The sequence below is a fragment of the Bradyrhizobium roseum genome (genome assembly GCF_030413175.1).
Classification (GTDB): domain Bacteria; phylum Pseudomonadota; class Alphaproteobacteria; order Rhizobiales; family Xanthobacteraceae; genus Bradyrhizobium; species Bradyrhizobium roseum.
On sequence record NZ_CP129212.1, the window covers coordinates 4,293,903 to 4,316,165 of the forward strand.

18 protein-coding genes are annotated in these 22,263 nt (G+C 64.1%); 9 read left to right on the top strand and 9 right to left on the bottom strand.

The genetic code is table 11. The features are described from left to right. Positions 1 to 23: 23 nt before the first annotated feature. Positions 24 to 560, bottom strand: a complete 537-nt coding sequence (locus QUH67_RS20730; protein WP_300940802.1) for a PaaI family thioesterase — start codon at positions 558 to 560, stop codon at positions 24 to 26. Between the two features lie 138 nt (positions 561 to 698). Here QUH67_RS20730 and QUH67_RS20735 point away from each other — a divergent pair, with 138 nt between their 5' ends. The 4 genes from QUH67_RS20735 to QUH67_RS20750 all read left to right on the top strand — a co-directional run bounded on the left by QUH67_RS20735 (position 699) and on the right by QUH67_RS20750 (position 4,920). Beyond that, on the top strand, positions 699 to 1,469 hold the full coding sequence (locus QUH67_RS20735) for an enoyl-CoA hydratase (protein ID WP_300940803.1): 771 nt from the start codon (positions 699 to 701) through the stop codon (positions 1,467 to 1,469). Between the two features lie 12 nt (positions 1,470 to 1,481). After that, the gene (locus tag QUH67_RS20740) at positions 1,482 to 3,173 is read left to right on the top strand and encodes an FAD-dependent monooxygenase (RefSeq protein ID WP_300940805.1); all 1,692 of its coding nucleotides are present in this window, start codon (positions 1,482 to 1,484) and stop codon (positions 3,171 to 3,173) included. Further along, positions 3,170 to 3,355 carry a hypothetical protein gene (locus tag QUH67_RS20745; protein WP_300940807.1) on the top strand — a complete coding sequence of 62 codons (186 nt, stop codon included), beginning with the start codon at positions 3,170 to 3,172 and terminating at the stop codon, positions 3,353 to 3,355. The genes QUH67_RS20740 and QUH67_RS20745 overlap by 4 nt, the downstream gene beginning before the upstream one ends. Before the next feature lie 284 nt (positions 3,356 to 3,639). Further along, positions 3,640 to 4,920: an MFS transporter gene (locus tag QUH67_RS20750; RefSeq protein ID WP_300940809.1), complete on the top strand. Its 1,281-nt coding sequence runs from the start codon at positions 3,640 to 3,642 to the stop codon at positions 4,918 to 4,920. A 154-nt stretch (positions 4,921 to 5,074) separates the two neighbouring features. On the opposite strand, the gene QUH67_RS20755 is transcribed toward QUH67_RS20750, so the two are convergent. Together QUH67_RS20755 and QUH67_RS20760 are read right to left on the bottom strand one after the other, a co-directional pair. Beyond that, positions 5,075 to 6,634, bottom strand: coding sequence for an acyl-CoA carboxylase subunit beta (locus QUH67_RS20755; RefSeq protein WP_300940810.1), 1,560 nt, complete (start codon positions 6,632 to 6,634; stop codon positions 5,075 to 5,077). Then, positions 6,564 to 7,541 carry an IclR family transcriptional regulator gene (locus tag QUH67_RS20760; RefSeq protein WP_300940811.1) on the bottom strand — a complete coding sequence of 326 codons (978 nt, stop codon included), beginning with the start codon at positions 7,539 to 7,541 and terminating at the stop codon, positions 6,564 to 6,566. Before QUH67_RS20760 ends, QUH67_RS20755 begins: the two co-directional genes overlap by 71 nt. A gap of 133 nt (positions 7,542 to 7,674) precedes the next feature. Between QUH67_RS20760 and QUH67_RS20765 the strand changes: the two genes are divergently transcribed. The 4 genes from QUH67_RS20765 (at position 7,675) to glsA (ending at position 13,217) form a co-directional block, all read left to right on the top strand. Next, complete coding sequence (locus QUH67_RS20765; protein WP_300940812.1) at positions 7,675 to 7,896, top strand: acetyl-CoA carboxylase biotin carboxyl carrier protein subunit; 222 nt, start codon at positions 7,675 to 7,677, stop codon at positions 7,894 to 7,896. Between the two features lie 160 nt (positions 7,897 to 8,056). Beyond that, positions 8,057 to 9,220, top strand: a complete 1,164-nt coding sequence (locus QUH67_RS20770; RefSeq protein WP_300940814.1) for a TAXI family TRAP transporter solute-binding subunit — start codon at positions 8,057 to 8,059, stop codon at positions 9,218 to 9,220. A 51-nt stretch (positions 9,221 to 9,271) separates the two neighbouring features. Beyond that, positions 9,272 to 11,335, top strand: coding sequence for a TRAP transporter permease (locus QUH67_RS20775; RefSeq protein WP_300940815.1), 2,064 nt, complete (start codon positions 9,272 to 9,274; stop codon positions 11,333 to 11,335). Positions 11,336 to 11,357: 22 nt separating this feature from the next. Continuing rightward, positions 11,358 to 13,217: a glutaminase A gene (glsA, locus tag QUH67_RS20780; RefSeq protein ID WP_300940817.1), complete on the top strand. Its 1,860-nt coding sequence runs from the start codon at positions 11,358 to 11,360 to the stop codon at positions 13,215 to 13,217. Between the two features lie 134 nt (positions 13,218 to 13,351). Here glsA and QUH67_RS20785 read toward each other — a convergent pair whose 3' ends face one another. After that, complete coding sequence (locus QUH67_RS20785; RefSeq protein WP_300940818.1) at positions 13,352 to 15,688, bottom strand: Tex family protein; 2,337 nt, start codon at positions 15,686 to 15,688, stop codon at positions 13,352 to 13,354. A gap of 225 nt (positions 15,689 to 15,913) precedes the next feature. On the opposite strand from QUH67_RS20785, the gene QUH67_RS20790 reads away from it, so the two are divergent. Further along, entirely contained in the window at positions 15,914 to 17,170 is a 1,257-nt protein-coding gene (locus QUH67_RS20790) for an Hsp70 family protein (protein ID WP_300940820.1), read from the top strand. Between the two features lie 13 nt (positions 17,171 to 17,183). Here the strand turns inward: QUH67_RS20790 and QUH67_RS20795 are convergent, their stop codons facing one another. The 5 genes from QUH67_RS20795 to QUH67_RS20815 all read right to left on the bottom strand — a co-directional run bounded on the left by QUH67_RS20795 (position 17,184) and on the right by QUH67_RS20815 (position 22,258). Further along, a complete protein-coding gene (locus tag QUH67_RS20795; RefSeq protein WP_300940822.1) occupies positions 17,184 to 17,711 on the bottom strand; it encodes a carboxymuconolactone decarboxylase family protein in 528 nt (175 codons plus the stop codon). A 525-nt stretch (positions 17,712 to 18,236) separates the two neighbouring features. Beyond that, positions 18,237 to 18,596 (bottom strand): Zn-ribbon domain-containing OB-fold protein, encoded by a 360-nt coding sequence (locus tag QUH67_RS20800; protein ID WP_300940823.1) that lies wholly within the window; start codon positions 18,594 to 18,596, stop codon positions 18,237 to 18,239. Next, on the bottom strand, positions 18,593 to 19,729 hold the full coding sequence (locus QUH67_RS20805) for a thiolase family protein (RefSeq protein ID WP_300940824.1): 1,137 nt from the start codon (positions 19,727 to 19,729) through the stop codon (positions 18,593 to 18,595). The genes QUH67_RS20800 and QUH67_RS20805 overlap by 4 nt, the downstream gene beginning before the upstream one ends. Before the next feature lie 148 nt (positions 19,730 to 19,877). Then, positions 19,878 to 21,044: an acyl-CoA dehydrogenase family protein gene (locus QUH67_RS20810; protein ID WP_300940826.1), complete on the bottom strand. Its 1,167-nt coding sequence runs from the start codon at positions 21,042 to 21,044 to the stop codon at positions 19,878 to 19,880. Between the two features lie 11 nt (positions 21,045 to 21,055). Then, the gene (locus QUH67_RS20815) at positions 21,056 to 22,258 is read right to left on the bottom strand and encodes a CaiB/BaiF CoA transferase family protein (protein ID WP_300940828.1); all 1,203 of its coding nucleotides are present in this window, start codon (positions 22,256 to 22,258) and stop codon (positions 21,056 to 21,058) included. Positions 22,259 to 22,263 lie beyond the last annotated feature (5 nt).

Genomic DNA, 22,263 nt, shown 5'->3' on the forward strand with positions numbered 1-22,263 from the left:
GCTGCAGGCACAAAAAGCTGCATCTATTTCGCTTTTTCGCCGCCGATCATGGTGAAGGTAGCAGTCGCGTGCACCGCAAGATTTCCCGCGCCATCGCGAACGAACCCTTCGGCATAGCTGGTCTGACGGCCCAGTTTTACCACCTTGCCCTCCGCCGATACCGTGCCCGACCGCACGGATAACGGCCGCAGGTAGGTCAGCTTGAGATCGAGCGTCACCGACGTCTGCCCGGCCGGCTGCATGGTTGCGATCGCGCAGCCCATCGCGGTATCCAGCAGCGCCGCCGCCGTCGCGCCGTGCAGCAGGCCGATGGTATTTTCGAGGCTTTCATCCGGATCCAGTTCCATCACGATCCGGCCGGGCTCGGCGACGCGCATCTCAAAGCCGATCAGCCGGGCCATCGGCGGCGGCGGCAGGACGCCGTCGCGGATCGCACACATCGCTTCCAGACCGGACAGTCCCGCCGCCGCTTGCGCCACCGGCCCGGGCGCCTGCCACTCGATCACACGATGCCGCCGCGAGTCGAAGGAAAACAGGTCGATCGTATCGGTCGTAGTCATGCCAGCACCCTTTAAATGATGATTATCATTTTATATGGGCGCGTGCCGCCGCACAATCCCTCCCCGCCCTGCCCTTGACAAGCCGGCGAATGTCCTTGGAAGTGGCGTCAACCGCCCCGACCAAAGTCCGGAATACAAATGGAAATGCTCAATCCCCATTGCGGCGTCGATCGCGACGACCGCGGCGTCGTTCGCCTGTCGATCTGCAATGCCGGCTCGCTCAATATCCTTTCCTCCGCGGTCACCGACGGCGTCCGCGAGGGATTCGAGAGGCTCGCCGGCGACAAAGGAATTCGCGCCGTCATCCTCGCCGGCCAGAGCGAGAAGAGCATGATCGGCGGCGCCGACATCAAGGAGATGGCAAGGCTCGACCAGAAGTCCGCGGAGGCGTTCATCACCCGGCTGCGCGACCTCTGCGAGGCCGTGCGGCATTTTCCGGCACCCGTGATCGCGCGGCTGCCGGGCTGGTGCCTCGGCGGCGGCCTCGAAGTCGCCGCCGCCTGCGATTTCCGGATTGCCGCCCACGATGCCAAGTTCGGCATGCCGGAGGTGCGGGTCGGCATCCCCTCGGTGATCTACGCCGCGCTGCTGCCACGGCTGATCGGCTGGGGCCGCGCCCACTGGCTGGTCATGACGGCGGAGAATATCGATGCGCCGACCGCGCTGGCCTGGGGCCTGGTCGACAAGGTCGCCAGCGAAGGCGGGCTCGATGAAGCGGTCGAGCACACGGTGAAGGCGCTGCTGGAGTGCGGCCCCGAAGCGCTGCGCGCGCAAAAGGCGCTGATGCGCCAGTGGGAAGAACTGCCGCTGACGGAATCGGTCAATCTGAGCGTCGGCACCTTCGGAAAATCCTTCCTCACCGGCGAACCGCAGCGGCTGATGCAGGGATTTCTCGACCGGAAGAAGTAGACGGAGGAAGGCGTGAGACCTGCCGGCAAGGGAGCGCTGGAATCGCTCTATTTCGATTACCCGCGATTTGCGGCGCCGCATGTGCCCGAACTCGACGGCGCGACGGCAGGGCACCCCGTCCTGATCGTGGGCGCGGGGCCGATCGGCATGACGGCGGCGCTGGTGCTGGCGCGCTACGGCATCAGGAACGTTCTGATCGATCGCAAGGACACTTTTAACGACGGCAGCCGCGCCATCTGCATCGCGCGGCCGAGCATGCACATCCTGGAGCGGATCGGTGCGGTCGCGCCGTTTGTCGAAAAGTCGCTCGGCTGGCGGTTCGGCCGCAGCTACTATCGCGGCGAGCAGATCTTTCGGCTGGAGATGCCGCAACCGCCCGGCGAAAAATATCTGCCGATGTACAATCTGCAGCAGCAATACATCGAAAAATTCCTGCACGACGCGGTCGCCGCCAGCGGCCTCATCGACATGCGCTGGCAGAGCGAATTGTCCGCCATCGAGCCGCGCGACGATGGCGTATCGGTGCGGATTTCCTCACCGGCGGGCGATTACGACCTCGCTGCCGACTATGTGCTCGCCGCCGACGGGGCGCGCTCACCTACCCGATCGATGCTCGGCCTGCGGCTGAAGGGCGACAATTACGAAGGCCGCTATGTGATCGCCGACATCCGCATGGACCACGATTTTCCGACCGAGCGCCGTGCCTTTTTCGAACCGGCCGGCAATCCCGGCGGCACCGTGCTGATCCACAAGCAGCCGGAAAATATCTGGCGCGTGGATTACCAACTCCGCGAAGGCGAAAGCGAGCAGGACGCCGTGCGGGAGGAAAACCTCCGCGCCCGCGTCGGCGCCATCCTGGCGGATGTCGGCCACACAAAGCCGTGGGAGCTGGAATGGTGGAGCGTCTATTCCGCCAATACGCTCTGCCTCGACGATTATCGTCACGGCCGGGTCTTCTTTATTGGCGATGCCGCGCATATCGTACCGATCTTCGGCGTGCGCGGGCTGAACAATGGCCTCGCCGATGCGGAAAACATCGGCTGGAAGCTGGCACTCGTCCTGCACGGCGAGGCGGACGACCGGCTGCTCGACAGCTATTCGCCGGAGCGGCGTGGCGCCACGCTCGATGTCTTCGCCAATGCCACGAAGAGCACGCGCTTCATGACGCCGCCGACACGCGGCTGGCGGCTGGCGCGCGAGGCGGCCTTGTCGCTCAGTCTTCGCCACGAATTCCCGCGGGGGCTCGCCAATCCCAGGCAGATGCAGCCCTACACCTATTCGGAGAGCCCGTTGACGCCCTACCCTGGACGCGACGCCGAATTTGCCGGCGGACCGCCTTGCGGCAGCGTCGCGCCGAACGCCAGACTCAACGACGGCAGCCATCTGTTGGATCGCGCCGGCAACGGGATGACGGCGATCCTGTTCTGCAAGGGGCAACCCAGCCGTGAACAGGCCGCGCTGCTCGCGCAGCTCGGCCGGATCGACACGCGCTTCGTTCCGATCGTGGTAACGTCGGAAACGACGACTTCCGCAGCGAACACCATAGCGGACGAGGACGGTGACATCGCCCGGCTGTTCGCGGCAACGCCCGGCGCGCTCTATCTGCTGCGGCCCGACCTGCACATTGCCGGGCGATGGCAGGCCGCCGCCCCTGCCGAGATCCTGAAAACCGCCGGCCTCTGCCTAGGAAGCGAGACGCCATGAGCGCGATGCCGTTCGAGGATTTCGAAACCGCCTATGAGACGCTGGCAACCGCGATCGACCAGGCGGGACCTGCACGGGAAGCGCTGTTTCTGACCCGCCTGGCGCTGTTGCTCGGCCACGAACTCGGCGACATCGCAGCCTTCCGCAAGGCCATCGAGACCGCACTCGACGGGCTGGAATAGCGACCTTTCCCGGCAGTTCCGGGACGCCGATCGATCAATTGGCCTCATGCGAAAGCCAATAATTTCTCATGGGAGGATCGGTTGCGGTTTGTTGCCGGGCATCATATTATGCATATAATTCAATTCCGGGATCGACCAGCGCGGCCATCTTAACGCCTGTGATTTTAACGCCTGTGATTCTGATGTCCTGAAATGAGGGAAGTACGGCATTTATGTCGGACACCCTTCGGTTCAGGATCAGGAAGCCAAATCATCGAATCCTCTCTGGAATCCGCCGAGGCCCAATGATCTCGAACTGGCTGTCAGCCGCCCTCGCCCGCCGCAACATTCACTACGGCTGGGCGATGGTCGCCGTGACGTTCCTCACCGCGCTGGTTTCGGCCGGCACCGTCGGCGCGCCCGGCGTCTTCATCGTGCCCCTGCAGAAGGAATTCGGCTGGAGCACGGCGGAGATTTCCTCGGCGCTTTCGATCCGCTTCATCCTATTCGGGTTGATGGCGCCGTTCGCCGCGGCGCTGATGAACCGCTATGGGCTGCGCAACATCACGCTGCTGGCGTTGCTCATTGTCATATCCGGCCTGGTCGCGTCGCTGGCGATGACGCAGGTCTGGCAGTTGGTGTTGCTATGGGGCGTCGTGATCGGGCTCGGCACCGGCATGACGGCACTGGTTCTCGGAGCTACGATTGCCGCGCGCTGGTTCGTCGCGCGGCGCGGGCTCGTGGTCGGCATCCTCACCGCGAGCGTCGCCACCGGGCAACTCGCCTTCCTGCCGCTATTGGCAAGCCTGACGGATGCGTATGGCTGGCGGATCGCGCTGGCCCTGATCTGCGTCATGCTGGGGGTCGCCGCCTTCGCCGTGCTGATGGTGATGCGCGACCGGCCGAGCGACGTGGGCTTGCGGCCATTCGGCGATGAAGGCACCGAGCCGCTGCCGGCGCCGCCGCCGAACAATACCCCCATCATGGCGGCAGCGCTCGGCACGCTACGCGATGCCTCGAAGTCGAGCGTGTTCTGGATCCTGTTCGCCACCTTCTTCATCTGCGGCGCCTCGACCAACGGGCTGGTACAGGTGCATCTGATCCCGATGTGCCTCGATTTCGGCATTCCGCAGGTGCAGGCGGCCAGCCTGCTCGCGGCCATGGGCATCTTCGATTTCGTCGGCACCATCGCCTCCGGCTGGCTGTCCGACCGTTACGACAATCGCAAGCTGTTGTTCTGGTATTACGGGCTGCGCGGCCTCTCGCTCCTTTTCCTGCCGTTCTCCGATTTCACGCTCTACGGCCTGTCGCTGTTTGCGATGTTCTACGGGCTCGACTGGATCGCCACCGTGCCGCCGACGGTGCGGCTCACCGCCCAGCGATTCGGACCCGAGCGCGCCAACCTCGTGTTCGGCTGGATCTTTGCCGGGCATCAATTGGGCGCGGGTGTCGCCGCGTTCGGCGCCGGGTTGTCGCGCACAATGCTGCAGAGCTACCTGCCGGCGTTCTTCGTCGCCGGTGCGCTGTGCATCGTCGCGGCCCTGATGGTGCTGGCGATCTCGCGGCCGAAGCCGGTCGCGGCGTAAGGACTCTCCCTCTCCCCGCTCTTTTGCGGGGAGAGGGTCGGGGTGAGGGGCTCCCTCCGCGAGATCACCTCTATCGATAGACCTGCACCCCCCTTACCCGCCGCGCGAGGGCGCGGCGACCTCTCCCCGCAAGCGGGCGAGGTGAAGAAGAGCCCTACGGCCGCGTCGTCATATTTGCCGGCGGCCCCGCCTGCCGGATCGGCTCCGCCAGCCGCGCGAATTCGCACAACAGCGAACGCGTCTTGCGGGGATCGATCACTTCCTCGACCCAGAATTTCTCGGCGGAGCGGAACGGCGAGCGCAGCTTGTTGAGACGGTCTTCGATCTCCTTCAGCTTCGCGGCCGGATCGTCCGACCCATCGATCTCGGCGCGGTAGGCCGCCTCGATGCCGCCTTCCAGCGGCAGCGAGCCCCAATAGGCCGACGGCCAGGCGTAGCGCATCGAATAGCGATTGGCCGGCTGGTGCACGACGCCGGCCACGCCGAACGCGTTGCGCACGATGATGGTGCACCAGGGCACGGTCGACTGGTTGACCGCCGCCATCGCCCGCACGCCGTGACGGATGGTCGCCGACTTCTCGGCCTCGAGCCCGATCATGAAACCGGGACAATCCATCAGATAGACCACCGGCAGATGGAAGGTCTCGGCAAAGTCGACCCAGCGGATCACCTTGTCGCACGCGTCCGCCGTCCACGATCCGCCGTAGTGGAACGGGTCGCTCGCCAGCACCAGAACCGCGCGGCCTTCCAGCCGCGCCAGCCCGGTAATGACAGGCCGGCCGAAATTGGTGTTGACCTCGAAGAACGAGCCCCTGTCGACGACCGCGTCGATGATCGGCCGCATCTTGTAGACTTGGCGGCGATTGCGCGGCACGGCCTTGAGCAGCGATTCCTCGGCACGCTCGGGATCGTCACTGCAGGGCGTGGTCGGCGGCAGGTCGAACACCGACGACGGTAGATAAGACAGGAAGCGCCTGGCGCGCTCGAACGCCTCCTCCTCAGTGTCGACGGCATCGTCGACGCCGCCGGCGCGGGTCTGGATGTCGGCGCCGCCAAGCTCGGTCTTGCTCAGGTCCTGGCCGAGGCGCTTCACCACCGGCGGACCGGCGACGAACATCGCTGAGCTTTTGGTCATGATCGAATAATGGCTGGCGGCCAGCCGCGCCGCGCCGAGGCCCGCGACGGAGCCGAGCCCCAGCGCAACCACCGGCACCCGCGCCAGGTTTCCGGTCGTGAACCAATACGCGCGCGTGCCGCCCACGCCGCCGGGCAGATTGGCCGCGCCACGCGTCTCGATCGTCTTCACCGAACCGCCCCCGCCCGACCCTTCGATCACGCGAATGATCGGCAGGCGGAACTCATAGGCCATTTCCTCGGCCATCAGCGGCTTGGTCGAGATCGAAGCGTCGGCGGAACCGCCGCGCACGGTGAAGTCGTCGCCGACCACGACCACGGTGCGGCCGTCGATCCTGCCGCGGCCGAACACGCAGTTGGCCGGCGTCAGTTGCTTGAGTTCGTTGTTTTCGTCGTATTCGGCGACCCCGGAAATGGCGCCGATCTCGTGGAAGGAATGCTTGTCGATCAGTCTGTCGATGCGCTCACGAACCGTGAGCCGGCCCTGGTCATGCTGGCGCTTGACCTTGTCAACGCCTCCCATCTCGCGCGCGAACGCTTCGCGCCGAGCGAGCTCGTCGAGCTCCGGCTTCCAATTCATTCGTATCCTCCGTCTTGATGATCTTGTTGTTATTGTGGGCCGCCACCGGGAGCGGCTTTCGTTCGATCCGGCTGGTGAAGATGTCGCCCTCGGCGCCCTCGAGCAGGCCGGAGATGGCGCGGCCGAGTTCGAGCATCTGCGGGGCCACCTCCTTGTGCAGCCGCTTCTCATCGAACATCGCCGACAGCAGCCCGATCGTGACGACGACAAAGGTCTGATATTGCGGCGACCACACCGGCACCGCGCAGCCATTGATATGCGGGCTCCAGGTGCCGCAACCGACGACATAGCCGTGCTCGCGCAGATGGCGGCGGTTTTCCTCGATGCGCGATTTCAGCAATGTCGGATTGCCGGCATTCTCGCGCTCCATTTCGGCGATCAAGGCGTCGCCAACATCGGTATCTAGCGCGGCCGTATAGGCAAAACCAGCGGCCGTGCTCGTCATCGTGATCCGGCTGCCGGTGCCTTCGTGCAGACCGAGCGCGTTCGCGGCGCGCGCGAATTCAAGATAGACGAGCTGGAAGCGGTCCGGGATCACGAAGCCGACGGTACCCGGCAATTGATCGGCGACCTCCTGCAGACGCAGCCGGATCAAATTGCGAAGCTGCAGGCCCTTCATCATCGAAGTGCTCATCGCCACCGCGCTGGGGCCGATGCGATATTTCTGGTCGCGCGGCAGATAGACGAGCTGGCCCATCCGCGTCAGCGTGTGCGTGAGCCGCGATACCGTGGAGCGCGGCAGACCGCAGCGGCTGGAAATCTCCAGATTGCCCAGTCGTGCTTCATGACCCTCAAAGCAGCGCAGGACATCGAACGCCCGCGACACCACCTGGATCACGTCCCCCTCGCCTGCGAGATCGCTGGCGAGCATTCCCTGCTTGCTAAGCCGTTCCGAGCGTCTTCCCATATTTTATGGCCCCATTCCGCTATGCGGAATAAAATTCCACTTGCAGAACAATCTACCTCAGGCAATCTGCCGCCACAACAAAAAGCCGTTCGCGAGGACTTCAGTCCGTCAGACGGTCCCCGGGAGAACGGAAATGCCAGATATCAAGATAGTCACTGAAGTCGCTGGCCGCGTGTGCGCCCTTGCCGTCACAACCGGAGGCAATGTCGACGACGGCGACGAGATTGCTTTCGTCGAAGCCATGAAAATGGAGATTCCGGTCACGTCGACGACGGCAGGAAAAATCAAGGCTATCCTGGTCAAACTCGACGACGTCATCGCTGAGGGGCAGGTCATTGCGATCATCGAAGCTTAACGGATCGCGTCGTAAGACTTTCTGCTGATGTGTTCCGCGACAATCTGTCCAGCTGAGGTGTTGACGCACGCGCACCTAACGTTGCCATCACAAGCAGCGGATGACATGATCAACGCGAACAAGTGAACGCGCATCGTGAAAAACATCCGAGGGGAAAACTATGATTGATCGCTTAAAGGCGCTCGCGCCAACCGCCCTTGCGAGCATTTCGCTGCTGGCCTTGTCCGCGGCGTATGCGGAAGACGTAAAACTGCCGCCGACGATGGTGGTCACGGCCTATGACACCGGCACTGCGGGCTTCAATATCGCGGTCGGCGTCGGCAAGATGATGAAGGACAAATACGGCACCGACGTCCGCGTGCTGCCGGCCGGCAATGACGTGGCGCGGCTGGCGCCGCTGCGCGCCAAGCGCGCGGCGATGTCCGCGATGGGTTCCGGCACTTATTTCGCGCAGGAAGGCGTGTTCGAGTTCGGCACCAAGGAGTGGGGTCCGCAACCCCTGCAACTCGTACTGTCCTCGGTCGACTGTAACGCCGGCTCGCTCGGCGTTGCCAAGGATACCGGCGTGACCGAGATCAAGCAGCTCAAGGGCAAGCGCGTCGGCTTCGTGGTAGGCTCGCCGGCGCTCAACCAGAACGCGCTGGCGATCCTGGCGTTCGGCGATCTCAAGCAGAGCGATGTCAAGATCGTCGAGTTCTCGAGCTATGGCGCGATGTGGAAGGGCATGGTCAACAACGACGTCGATGCCGCCTTCGCCACCACCATCACTGGCCCGGCAAAGGAACTCGAAACCTCGCCGCGCGGCATCGTCTGGCCGCCGCTGCCTCCCGGCGACAAGGCCGGCTGGGAACGCGTGAAGAAGGTCGGCTCGTTCTTCTTCCCGCATGTGGCGACCTGCGGCGCCGGCATCACCAAGGACAAGCCGGTTGAGCTCGGCAACTACCCCTATCCGATCTTCACGTCCTATGGCTCGCTGCCCGCCGACGAGGTCTATTCGATCACCAAGGCGATGATCACGGGCTACGACGCCTACAAGGATTCCGCCCCCGGCGCGAGCGGCCTTGCCGCCGACCGTCAGACCAAGAACTGGGTGGTTCCGGTTCATCCGGGCGCCGCGAAGGCGCTGAAAGAGGCCGGTCAGTGGACTGACGCTCAGGAAGCCCACAACAAGGAATTGCTGAAGCGCCAGCAGGTACTGGCGGCGGCATGGACAGACTACGGCAAGTCCAGCCCGCCGGCAGACGACAAGGCGTTCATCGAGGGCTGGATGAAGGCGCGCGCCGCGGCGCTGGCAAAGGCGAACATGCCGAACGGGTTCGAATAACCCTTCTTCGCTCGGACAAAATCGAAGACGAGAACCGTCTCGGGGGAAACGATGACACCTTCAGCGAGCGATACCGCCGTGGCGCCGACGCAGCGAATCGAGTTCGACGACCCGCATGCCAACATGCAGGAAGCCGAAGTCACGCGCGTCCGCTCGTTGCGGGGCGCCTGGCGCTGGGCACTGGTGGTCGCGACCGCGGCCACTATCCTCTTGTGTATCAACCAGCAATTCTCGCTGCGTTTCTTCCTTGGCTACACGCAACTCAACACCGAGTACTTCTATCTTCTGATCGCGTTGATGCTGCCGTTCACATTCCTGATCTTTCCGGGAACCGGGAATGCGCCGCTCGACCGGATTCCCTGGTATGACATTCTGCTGTTCGTCGCGACGTTCGCCTGCGCCATCCTGCTGATGCGCAGCGTCCGCAAGGCGGCGGAAGCCGGCTGGGAATTCGGCGGCGCGCCGACGTCCGTCATCTTCGCCGGCGTCATCATGTGGGCGGTGCTGATGGAAGCGTTGCGGCGCACCGGCGGCTGGAGCCTGCTGCTCAGCGTGCTGCCGTTTACATTGTACCCGCTGTTCGCCGACGCGAAGTGGCTCGGACCGTTCCGCGGCACCCAATCGACGCTCGAACAGGCTACGTCCTATCACGTGCTGTCGGGCGAAAGCCTGCTCGGCATCCCGATCCAGGCCTTTGCCGACACCGTGATCGGCTTTCTGGTGTTCGGCACCGCTCTGATGATGACGGGCGCCGGAAAGTTCTTCATCAACATCGCCTTTGCACTGTGCGGCACCTTCCGCGGCGGCGCCGCCAAGGTTTGCATCTTTGCCTCCGGCCTTTTGGGCATGATGTCCGGCTCGATCATCTCCAACGTGCTGACCGCCGGCACCATGACCATCCCGGTCATGAAAAAGAGCGGCTTCCGCGCCTCCTATGCCGCCGCGATCGAGGCTTGCGCATCAACCGGCGCGGTGCTCGCGCCGCCGGTGATGGGTGCCACCGCCTTCGTGATCGCGCAGTTCCTCAATGTCAGCTACGCCGACGTCGCGCTCGCCGCGATCATTCCGGCGGCATTGTATTACATTGGCCTGTTCATGCAGGTGGACTCCTATGCCGCGCGCCACGGCCTGGAGGGCATTCCGCGCTCCGAACTGCCCAAGGTCTGGGACACCGTCAAGGAAGGCTGGTACTACATCTTCGTCATCGCGCTCCTGATCGTGATGCTGCTGTATTTCAAGCGCGAGAGCCACGCACCGTTCTACGCGACCGCGTTGCTGCTGGTTCTGAACCAGTTCTTTTCCAAGGACACGCGCTGGACGTTTTCGACCATCAACAAGTTCCTCGAAGTCAACGGCCGCACCTTCGTTGAACTGGTCGGCATCCTGGCCGGCTGCGGCCTGTTGATCGGCGCGTTCTCGATGACCGGCGTCGTCTCCAGCCTCGCCAACGACCTGCTGCGGATCGCCGGCGACAATGCGCTGATGCTGCTCGTGATGTGCGCCTTCACCAGCCTCGTCCTCGGGCTCGGGCTGACCACGACGGCCTGCTACATCTTCCTGGCCATCCTGGTGGCGCCCGCGCTGGAAAAGCTCGGCCTGAACCGCATGGCCGTGCACATGTTCATCTTCTACTGGGGCATGCTGTCCTCGATCACGCCGCCGGTCGCCATTGCGTCCTTTGCCGCGGCCGGCATCGCCGGCTCGCCGGCGATGAAGACGGGATGGGAATCGATGTGGGTCGGCAGCATCATCTATTTCATTCCGTTCTTCTTCGTGCTGAACCCGGCGCTGGTGCTGCAGGGGTCGAGCCCGTATCTTGAAGCGCTCGGGCTGATGGCGCTGGCGGGCTTCGGCACGCTGTTCATCTGCGGCGGCATTCAGGGCTATCAGGTCTTTGTCGGCGATCTTCGTGGCGCCGGCGCACTGGAATGGCCGCTGCGTGTCTTGCTCGTGATCGGGGGATTCGTGGTAGCCACGCCCGGCGGCGGGATCATGCCGCTGTCGCAATGGCAGATCACCTCGCTGGGACTGGCGATCCTGCTCCCGGCCGTCCTGATCGCGCTCGTGCTGATACGGCGCCAGACCCTGGTGCCGGACCAGTTGCGCGCCCCCTGATTGCGTTGCACAACAGGAGGCGATGAAACAGTCGCCTCCTTCGCCTACCGCCAGCCCTGCCGCCTGGACCAGTTCGAAGCCGCCCTTGCTGCGGTTCCTGAATGGGTGCCACGCCGAATTCACGCCCGAGACCAGCGGCGCGGTCGCCGATTACATTCCCGAACTCGGCAAGGCCGACCCTGCCCATTTCGGCATCAGCCTGGCCACCCTCGACGGCCATGTCTATGAGGTCGGCGATACCCAGATCCCCTTCACCATCCAGTCGATGTCGAAACCGTTCGTGTTCGCGCTGGCGCTGGATACGCTGGGGGCGGCGCGGGTCGAGAGCGTCATCGGCGTCGAACCGTCCGGCGATCCGTTCAACTCAATCCGCCTCAACGCGGAGAACCACCCCTTCAATCCGATGGTCAATGCCGGCGCGATCGCCTGCTCCGGGCTGATCCACGAGGCCAAGGGCGAGGCCGCATTCGACTACATCCGGCAGGCACTGGGCAAGTTTGCCGGACGCGATCTAGAGGTTGACGACGCGGTCTATGCCTCGGAAAGCCAGACCGGCGACCGCAACCGGGCGATCGGCTATCTGCTGCGCACCAACGCCGTGATCAAGGACGATGTCGCGGCGGTGCTGGAGGTGTATTTCCGGCAATGCGCCATCCTGGTGACGGCGCGTGACATCGCGGTCATGGCGGCCACCCTCGCCAACCGCGGCATCAACCCGGTGACCGGCGAGCAGGTGATGAGCGCCTACGCCATCGCACGTACGCTGTCCGTCATGACCAGTTCCGGCATGTACGACTATGCCGGCGAGTGGATCTACCGCATCGGCATCCCCGCCAAGAGCGGCGTCGGCGGCGGCATCCTCGCCGCGCTGCCGGCGCGGCTCGGGCTCGGCAGCTATTCGCCGAAGCTCGACCGGCACGGCAACAGCGTGCGCGGCATCAAGGTCTGCGAGGCATTGTCGTCGCATTACGACCTGCACATGCTCAACCGCAGCGACGACGCGCGCAACAGCATCATCGCCGATTACGACATCGGAAACAGCCCGTCGCGGCGCGTGCGGCGCGCCCACGAGCAGAACATCCTCGCCGCGCATCACCACGACGTTCGCGTCATCGAACTGGTCGGCACGCTGTCGTTCTCCAACGTCGATTACGTTTCGCGCCAGATCGCGGCCCGGCCGCGGCCGCAGCTCGTCATCTTCGACCTGCGCCGCGTCACGTCGATGACCCGCGCCGGCACCCGCCTGCTCGCCGAGGAGTTCCGCGAACTTGCCGCCCACCGCGTCACCGTGATTCTGTCCGGCATCCGGCGCTCCTCGCCGGAATGGAAGATGATCGGGGAATGGACCGAAGGCCTCGGCAACATCCGCAACTACTATCTGCTCGATGCCGCCATCGAATGGGCGGAAGACCAGGTGGTCTATCGCTACGGCGGCGCGATCGATTTCTTCGAGGCGACCGACCTTTCCGAGCAGGCGCTGCTGGCGGGACTTACGGACGAGGAACTGACCGACCTCACCTCGCTGGCGTCGATCCGGACCTATCAGGCCAGCGAAAAGATCATCGCTGCCGGCGATCCCGCCAATTCCCTGTTCTTTCTCCGGAGCGGCGTGGTGCATGTCACCCTGCCCGACGGCGTCCGCCTGGCGACGCTGACCGCCGGCATGCCGTTCGGTGAGATGGCGCTGCTGGAGCCGCGGCGATCGGCCGACGTCTTCGCCGACATGGCCGCGACGGCCTACGAGATTCCGCTGCGCGATTTCGAGCGTTTCCGAAAGCAACACCCGCGCGCCGGCGAGCGGATCATGCGGAACCTCGCGCAATTGCTGGCCGACCGGTTGATCCTGGCGAATGCCAAGCTGAACGTGCTGACGTCGGGTTGATTCCGACGCGGTTGGATGGGCAAAGGAGCGAAGCGACGTGCCCACCATCTCTCACCGAGCGAGCTGTGAGATGGTGGGCACGCTACCGCTTTGCCCACCCTACCGATTCTGCGGCAACGTCGCCCCTACCCGGCCTACCCCGCCTTGCCGCGCCCGTTCTTCTCGGCGGCGCGGCGCATCGCCTCAGCCAGCGCCCCACCCTGCTCCTGCGGCTTTTTCGGCGACGACGAGGTCATCGACGCCCTGGAAAACTCGCGTGGCTTGCCCTGGGCCTGGATGCGGTCGCTCTTGGCGCCGACCTCGTCATCCAGCCGCAACGTCAGCGCGATGCGCTTGCGGGCGACCTCGACCTCCAGCACCTTCACCTTGACGATATCGCCGGGCTTCACCACCTCGCGCGGGTCCTTGATGAAGGTCTTCGACATCGCGGAGATGTGCACGAGGCCGTCCTGGTGCACGCCGATATCGACGAAGGCGCCGAACGCCGCGACGTTGGTCACCGTGCCTTCCAGGATCATGCCGGGCTTGAGATCCTTGATCTCCTCGACGCCCTCCATGAAGACGGCGGCCTTGAACGCCGGACGCGGATCGCGGCCGGGCTTTTCCAGCTCGCGCAAAATGTCTGTCACCGTCGGCAGGCCGAACGTGTCATCTACAAAGGCCTGCGGCTTCAACTGGCGCACGATTTCGGCATTGCCGATCAGCGCCTTGATGTCGCTCTTGGTGGCTTGCAGGATTCGCCGCACCACGGGATAGGCCTCGGGGTGCACGCCGGACGAATCGAGCGGATCTTCGCCGCCGTTGATGCGCAGGAACCCCGCGCATTGCTCGAACGCCTTCGGCCCCAGCCGCGGCACTTCCTTCAGCGCCTTGCGCGACTTGAACGGGCCGTTGGCGTCGCGGTGCTGCACGATGCTTTGCGCCAGCCCCGCGCCGATGCCGGACACCCGCGCCAGCAGCGGCGCGGAGGCCGTGTTGGCATCGACGCCGACGGCGTTGACGCAGTCCTCGACCACGGCATCGAGCGACCGCGCCAGCTTGGTTTCGCCGAGGTCGTGCTGATATTGCCCGACGCCGATCGCCTTCGGATCGATCTTGACCAGTTCAGCCAGCGGATCCTGCAGCCGCCGCGCGATCGACACCGCGCCGCGCAGGGTGACGTCGAGTTCAGGTAACTCCTCGGACGCAAAGGCCGACGCGGAATAGACCGAGGCGCCCGCTTCGGACACCACGATCTTGGACATTTTCAGGTCCGGCAGCAGCTTGACCAGTTCGGTCGCCAGCTTGTCGGTTTCGCGAGAAGCCGTGCCGTTGCCGATGGCAATCAGGTCGACGCGGTGCGCGACCGCGAGCTTGCCCAATGTCGCCAGCGCCGCGTCCCATTGGCGTTGCGGCTCGTGCGGATAGACCGCGGTGGTCGCCACGACCTTGCCGGTCGCATCGACGACCGCGACCTTGACGCCGGAGCGGAAGCCAGGATCGAGCCCCATGGTGACGCGCGCGCCGGCCGGCGCCGCCAGCAGCAGGTCGCGCAAATTGGAGGCGAACACCCGCACTCCCTCGGCTTCCGCCGCCGTCCACAGCCGCATCCGCAAGTCGATGTTGAGGTGCACCTGGATCTTGGTCTTCCACGCCCAGCGCGCGGTATCGACCAGCCAGCGGTCGCCCGGCCGCTTCCGGTCGGTAATGCCAAAGCGCTGCATGATCTTGAGCTCATAGGCGCTGGGCACGCCGGCCTCCGGCGCGGTCGCCTCGGGCTGGATCTGCAGTTCGAGGATTTCTTCCTTTTCGCCCCGGAACAGCGCGAGGATGCGATGCGCCGGCAGCTTGTGAAGCGCACCGCTATATTCGAAATAATCAGCGAATTTCTCGCCCTCGGTCTTCTTGCCCTTGCGCACCGTGGATGCCATCTGGCCGTTCGACCACATGTCTTCGCGCAATCGGCCGATCAGATCCGCATCCTCGGCGAAGCGCTCCACCAGGATCGCGCGCGCGCCTTCCAGCGCGGCTGCGACATCCGCCACCTGCTTCTCGGCATCGACGAAGGTTGCGGCGACAACCTGCGGGTCGTTCTGCGGCTGCGTCAGCAACAGTTCGGACAAGGGTTCGAGCCCGGCTTCCTTGGCGATCTCGGCCTTGGTGCGGCGCTTCGGCTTGAACGGCAGATAGATGTCTTCCAGACGCCCCTTGCTGTCGGCAGCCATGATCGCGGCTTCCAGCGCGGCATCGAGCTTGCCCTGCTCGCGGACAGAATTGAGAATCGCGACCCGGCGATCCTCGAGCTCGCGCAGATAGGTCAGCCGCTCTTCCAGGGTGCGAAGTTGGGCGTCGTCGAGGCCGCCGGTGATTTCCTTGCGGTAACGCGCCACGAAAGGCACCGTCGCGCCGCCGTCCAGCAGTTCGACCGTCGCCGAGATCTGCTCTTCGCGAACGCCGAGTTCCTGCGCAATCTGTCGGTTGATGTTTGCCACGCGACCTCTACCCAAAAGCCGTTTGTAGCGGGATACCCGCCGGGGAGCGAGCTTATGGACCATCCGGGATTGATTTGCCAACCCGCCTGAGGAAACAAATTGATCTGTGGATGGCCACTTTTCGCAACCTTGTTGCGACCGCCGTTCGGCCCGATCAGACCGCGAGATAAGGGTGGATCGATGGCACCGTAATGTGTAAACGGACGCTCCCTCCCGGAGCCTCCCATGTCGATCTGCGGCCTTGATTTCGGAACGTCGAACACGACGCTCGGCACCATCGTGAGTGCGGCGCCCGTGCTGGCGGCGCTGGAGGAAACGCACACCACAATTCCGAGCGCGATCTTCTACGAGGCGGATGGCGGAGTCCGAATCGGCCGCAGGGCGGTGGATGCCTATGTCGAAGGCGTGCCCGGCCGCCTGCTGCGAAGCCTCAAGTCGGTGCTCGGCACGTCGCTGATCGACGAAACCACGCGACTCGGTCGCGAGCGTATCAGCTTCCGCGACGTGATTGCCGCCTATGTCGGCGCCATCAAGCGCCGCGCGGAACAGGCCAGCGGCCGTGAGTTGACTCACGTGGTCCACGGGCGCCCGGTTCACTTCGTCGACAACGCCCCGGATGCCGACCGCAAGGCGGAGGACACCTTGCGCAAAATCGCCAAGGATATCGGCTTCGAAGAGGTCACGTTCCAGTTCGAACCGATCGCCGCGGCGCTGGACTATGAGCGCCAGATCGGCTCCGAAGAGCTCGCGCTGATCGCCGATATCGGCGGCGGCACGTCGGATTTTTCGATCGTCCGTCTCGGCCCCGAGCGGCACGGCAAGGCTGATCGTGCCAGCGACATACTCGCCAATGACGGCGTGCGGATCGGCGGCACCGATTTCGACCGCCAGCTCAGCCTCGGCGTCGTCATGCCGCTGTTCGGCTTCGGCAGCGCCATGAAGCGCGCCGGGCTCGACGTGCCTTCGAGCTATTTCCACGACCTCGCAACCTGGTCGAGCATCAATCGCATGTACGAGCCGCGCGTGCTCGCTGATATCCGCCAGGTCCGGCAGGAAGCAGCCGAGCCCGAGTTGCTGGACCGGCTGATGCGCGTGGTGGACGAACAGCGTGGCCATACGCTGGCCATGGAGGTTGAAGACGCCAAGATCGCGCTGTCCGAGCAGCGCCGCTCGGAAATTCCGCTCGAATGGATCTCGCCGGGGCTGAGCGCATCCATCGCCCGCCCCGATCTCGTCAGCCACACAAGGCAACTGTCGGATCGCATTGCGGCCCGAATCAAGAATTGCCTCGCTCAGGCGGGACTTACCCCCGGCGCGATCGATTCGGTGTTCCTGACCGGCGGCTCCGTAAAACTCGCCCATGTGCACAAGGCGATCACCAAGGCCGTACCGTCAGCCCGCATCGTCGAAGGCGACATCTTCGGCGCCGTCGGCAAAGGACTGACGCTGGAGGCGCTACGGCGATACGGGTCGTCGAGCTGAGAATTCCTCTCGATCAGCCCACTACTTCCGACACCGGCTGCAGATCGACGGCAAACGTTTCCAGAAATTTCGACGTCATGATGTAGAAGCCGACCGAGAGCTGCAACTCGATCAGCGCGGCCGGCGTCAGTTTCGAGGCAATCGCGTTGAAGGTCGCGTCTGTCGGTTTATGGCGCTTGACGATTTCATCGGTGAACGCCAGCGCGGCACGTTGCACATCATTGAAGCAGGTTGCCGCTTCCCAGTTCTCCAGTGCCTCGTTCTGCTCGTCGGTGACGCCGACATTCTTGCCGATCCGCTTGTGGGCGACGATTTCGTAAGGCGCCTCACACAGGATGCCGGTGCGGGTGATGGCGATTTCGCGCACGATCGGGTCCAGTTCGCCCTTGTGGCGGATAGCGCCGCCCAGCCGGCAGTATTGTTCGAGATAGCTCGGCGAATGCGCCATCATGCGAAAGATGTTGGCATTGCGGTTTTTGCCGAGCAATTCGCGGGTGCGATCGTTGTGCTTGGCGGGATCGCTATATTCGACGCGGGCCATTGGTCACCTTGGGGGTTGGCATTTTCTGATTTGTTGACAGCGGGATCATGCACTGCAGCAGGAGGCCGATCAACCGCCGAAATGCCGCTCACGCACGTTGGGGCAAGCCCCCTGCCCGTATTCTTGCGGCCCAAAAACTCCCTCGCGCGCGCACAAACCGGCTACGAACGAGCCAAATTGCAGCCTCAATGCTAACCGATCTTCACGACTGTCGATATTCGCTGAGTGGGGACTCAAAGGAGCGAATACTCGTCGCGGGGCGTTCCGAGTAAATCAAACTGAGTTCATCAAGCCTTCACGGGCAATGATGTCTCATGCCCAAGTCTAGGGAGCTAGGCATGAAGGAAGCCAATAAAAAGGCAGCCTCGGAAGCGTTTGCGCAGATGATGGCGGTGACGGCCATGCTCGTTATCGCCAGCGTCGTGTTCTACTGGCACTGAATGTTGACGCATCGAAGCAATTCGGATTTTAACTGTTCCGCGTAATCTGAATTGCTTCGTAGCGTGAACATCTGGTGACCGAGCCTCACTTGACCCTCTCGAAATACGGGACCAGCCTGCCCGCAAACGGCCGATAGCTTGCCGTGACCTTGTCACCGATCGCCAGATCGTTGTCGCCGTGGGCCATCATGCGAAAGCCCTCCACCGCATCCACCAGCACCATGTTGTAGGGAACATGCGCCCGCGTCTCCGGCGTCGCCGCGCGGCAGACCAGCGAGGTCGCGTAGACCGTTCCTGATCCGCTGGCGCGCTTCGGTGATGGATCGGGCGCGCCGCAGGCGGCGCAGAAATGGCGGGCGAAATATTGCACGGCGCCGCACGCGCCGCAGGTTTGATAGACGATCGCCTCCGCGCCCTTGGTCCAGTCCGCCGGTCTGTCGCTCATCGTACCCGCTCCAGGAACATGCTGACATGCGACGACAGCACGCCGCCGTCGCCATGCAGCAGCGCGACCGAGGCGTCGCGGACCTGCCGCGATCCGGCGCGCTCCGTCATCTGCAAATGCGTCTCGACCAGATGCGCCATCGCGCCGCCGACGCCGCAATGGCCGTAGCTCAAAAGCCCGCCATGGGTGTTGAGCGGCATGGCGCCATCGCGGCCAAAATGCCCTGCCCGCACCCGCGCCGCCGCCTCGCCGCGCCCGGCCAGGCCGAGGTCTTCCAGCAGCATGGCGAGCGTGATGGTGAAACTGTCATAGACCGCCGCATAGCGGACATCGGAGATCGCGATGCCCGCGGCAGCCTTCGCCTTGGCCACGGCGATCTCGGCGCCGAGTTCACTTAGCGCAGGCGCGGCCGTGATGTGCTGATGGGTATGCGCCTGCGCGCAACCCCGAACGCGGATACCGATGGCGGACGTCGGCTCACGGCTGACCACGAACGCCGCGCCGCCGTCCGACACCGGACAGCAGTCCAGCAGCTTCAGCGGCATCGCCACCGGCTTCGAAGCCATCACGTCGGCGACGGTGATCGGTTCGTGAAACTGCGCGCCCGGGTGGGTCAAGGCATGGGCGCGCATCAGCACCGCGAATTCGGCGAGGTCTTCCTGGGTGACGCCGTATTCGTGCATATAGCGCGACGCGACGAGGCCGTAATAGGCCGGGATCGTCGGCCCCAGCGTCACCTCGTAATCGGGATGGCCGACCTGCGCCAGCGCCCGGATCGAGGCGTCGCGGCTCTGCCCGGTGAGCCGGTTCTCGCCGCCGACAACGAGCACATGCTTTGCCACGCCGGCATCGACGAGGTGATGCGCCAGCATGGTCATCGCAAGCCCGGTGGCGCCGCCGACCTGCACCGCATGTGCATAGGACGGCTGAATGCCGAAATGCTCGGCGAACACCGTGGCCAGCATGATGTGCGGCGAGACGGTGGAGTATCCGCAGAGAATGCCGTCGATCTCGGACCGCTTCAGTCCGGCATCGGCAATCGCAAGTTCGGCCGCCTTACTCATGAGGTCGAGCGAGGACGAACCCTCATGCTTGCCGTAGGGCGTCAGTCCGACGCCGGTGATGAAGCTCATGGTTTTGCTCCCTGGTCATTCCGGGGCGCACGCAGCGCGAACCCGGAATCCAACGTGCCACATGCGACGTCTGAGAAATGGATTCCGGGTTCGCCGCTACGCGACGCCCCGGAATGACGGCGGAGATCGTGGAGACGCCCTCGCATCATCAATACGACTTCGGCAAACCGAGCACCTTCTCGGCGATAAAGCTGAGAATGAGCTGTGGGCTGATCGGCGCGATGCGCGGGATCAGGGATTCCCGCAAGTAACGCTCGACGTGATACTCCTTGGCGTAGCCAAAGCCGCCATGCGTCATGACCGCCTGCTCGCAGGCATGGAAGCCGGCTTCGGCGGCGAGGTATTTGGCGGCGTTGGCGGCCGGGCCGCACGGCATGCCCTGGTCGTATTGCCAACCCGCGCGCAGCACCATCATCCAGGCGGCCTCCAGCTCCATCCAGTTCTTCGCCAACGGGTGCTGGATGCCCTGATTCATGCCGATCGGACGGTTGAACACGATGCGGTTCTTCGCATAGGCCGAGGCTCGCGACAGCGCGATCTGGCCGAGACCGACCGCCTCGGCCGCGATCAGGATCCGCTCGGGATTCATGCCGTGCAGGATGTATTCAAAACCGCGGCCTTCCTCGCCGAGGCGGTCCTCGACCGGGATCTCGAAATTCTCGAAGAACAACTCATTGGAGTCGACGGGCTTGCGGCCCATCTTTTCGATCTCGTGCACGGCGACGCGCTTCTTGTCGAAATCGGTGTAGAACAGGCTCAGGCCCTGCGTCGGCGTCTTGACCTCTTCCAGCGGCGTGGTGCGCGCCAGCAGCAAAATCTTGTTGGCGACCTGGGCGGTGGAGATCCACACCTTCTGGCCGTTGACGACATATTTGTCGCCGTTGCGCACCGCGCGGGTTTTCAGCTGCGTGGTGTTGAGGCCGGTGTTGGGCTCGGTCACCGCGAAACACGATTTGTCGCGGCCGTCGATGATCGGCGGCAGCATCCGCGTGCACTGCTCCTTGGTGCCGAACACGACAACCGGATTGAGCCCGAACACGTTCATATGCACGGCGGATGCGCCGGACATGCCGGCGCCGGATTCCGCGATCGTCCGCATCATGATCGAAGCATCGGTGATGCCGAGACCGGATCCGCCATACTCCTCGGGGATGCAGATGCCGAGCCAGCCGGCATCCGCCAGCGCGCGGTGGAAATCGGCGGGATAGCCGCCCTCCTTGTCCTTCTTCAGCCAGTAGGCATCGTCGAAGCGCGAGCAGATCTTTCCGATCGCGTCACGGATCGATTCCTGGTTGGCCGACAGCGCAAAATCCATCTCTCTCGTCCTTACGTGTTCGACGCAACCTTGGTAACGCCATCTCGCACCAGCGCAGCGATCTCATCCGGCGAAAAGCCAGCCTCGCCGAGGATCTCCGCGCTGTGCTCGCTCAGGCGCGGCGCCAGCCGCCTGGTTTCGACCGGCGTTTGCGAAAACCGCGCCGAAGGCCGCATGTTCCGAATACGGCCCTCGCTCGGATGATCGACGACCGGGAAGAAATTGGTCGCGACGATATGGGGATCGCCGAGCAGGCTTTCGAGGTCGTGCATCGGCATAACCGGCACGTCGGCCTTCTCGAGAATCTCCGACCATTCGGCGGTGGTCTTTGTCTCGAGAATGCGCGCGAGCTCCGCATAGACGACGTCGATATTGCCGGCGCGGCCGGCAAAGGTCGCAAATTTGGGATTGGTGCGGAGATCGTCACGGCCAGTGGCGTCGAAGAAGTTCTGCCATTGCTTGTCGTTGTAGACGATCACGCAGATATAGCCGTCCGAGGTCTTGTAGGGCCTGCGGTCCGGCGACAGATGGCGCGCGTAGCCGCCCTTGTCGAGCGGCGGTTCGTAGGTGAGACCGCCCATGTGATCGCCCATCACGAAGCCGGCCATGGTTTCGAACATCGGGATATCGACGCGCTGGCCGCGGCCAGTATTGTTGCGATCGGCCAGGCTGGCGCAGATCGCGCCCACCGCGGTGAGGCCAACGATGCGGTCGACCAGCGCATTCGGCACGTAGCGCGGCACGCCGTCGGCGGTCTGCGCCATCAGCGCCGGCAAGGCGGTGGCGCCCTGGATCAGGTCGTCATAGGCGGGTTTCGCTGCGTAGGGGCCGTCCTGGCCGAAGCCGAATACGCCGGCATAGATCAGCCGCGGATTGATCTTCGACACCACGTCGTAACCGAGATTGAGCCGCGCCATCGCCTGCGGTCGCACGTTGTAGACCAGCACGTCGGCTGATCCGATCAGCCGCAGCACGGCTTCGCGTCCGGCGGGCTTTTTCAAGTCCAGGCAGATCGATCGCTTGTTGCGGTTGGTGTTGAGAAACACCGGCCCCATGCCGGGATGGCGAGTAGGCCCGATCTGCCGCGTCACGTCGCCATCGGGCGATTCGATCTTGATGATATCGGCGCCGTAGTCACCAAGTATTTGGGTGGCATAGGGCCCCATCAGCACGGTCGTCATGTCGATGACCTTGATGCCCTGCAATGGTCCCATGGCCC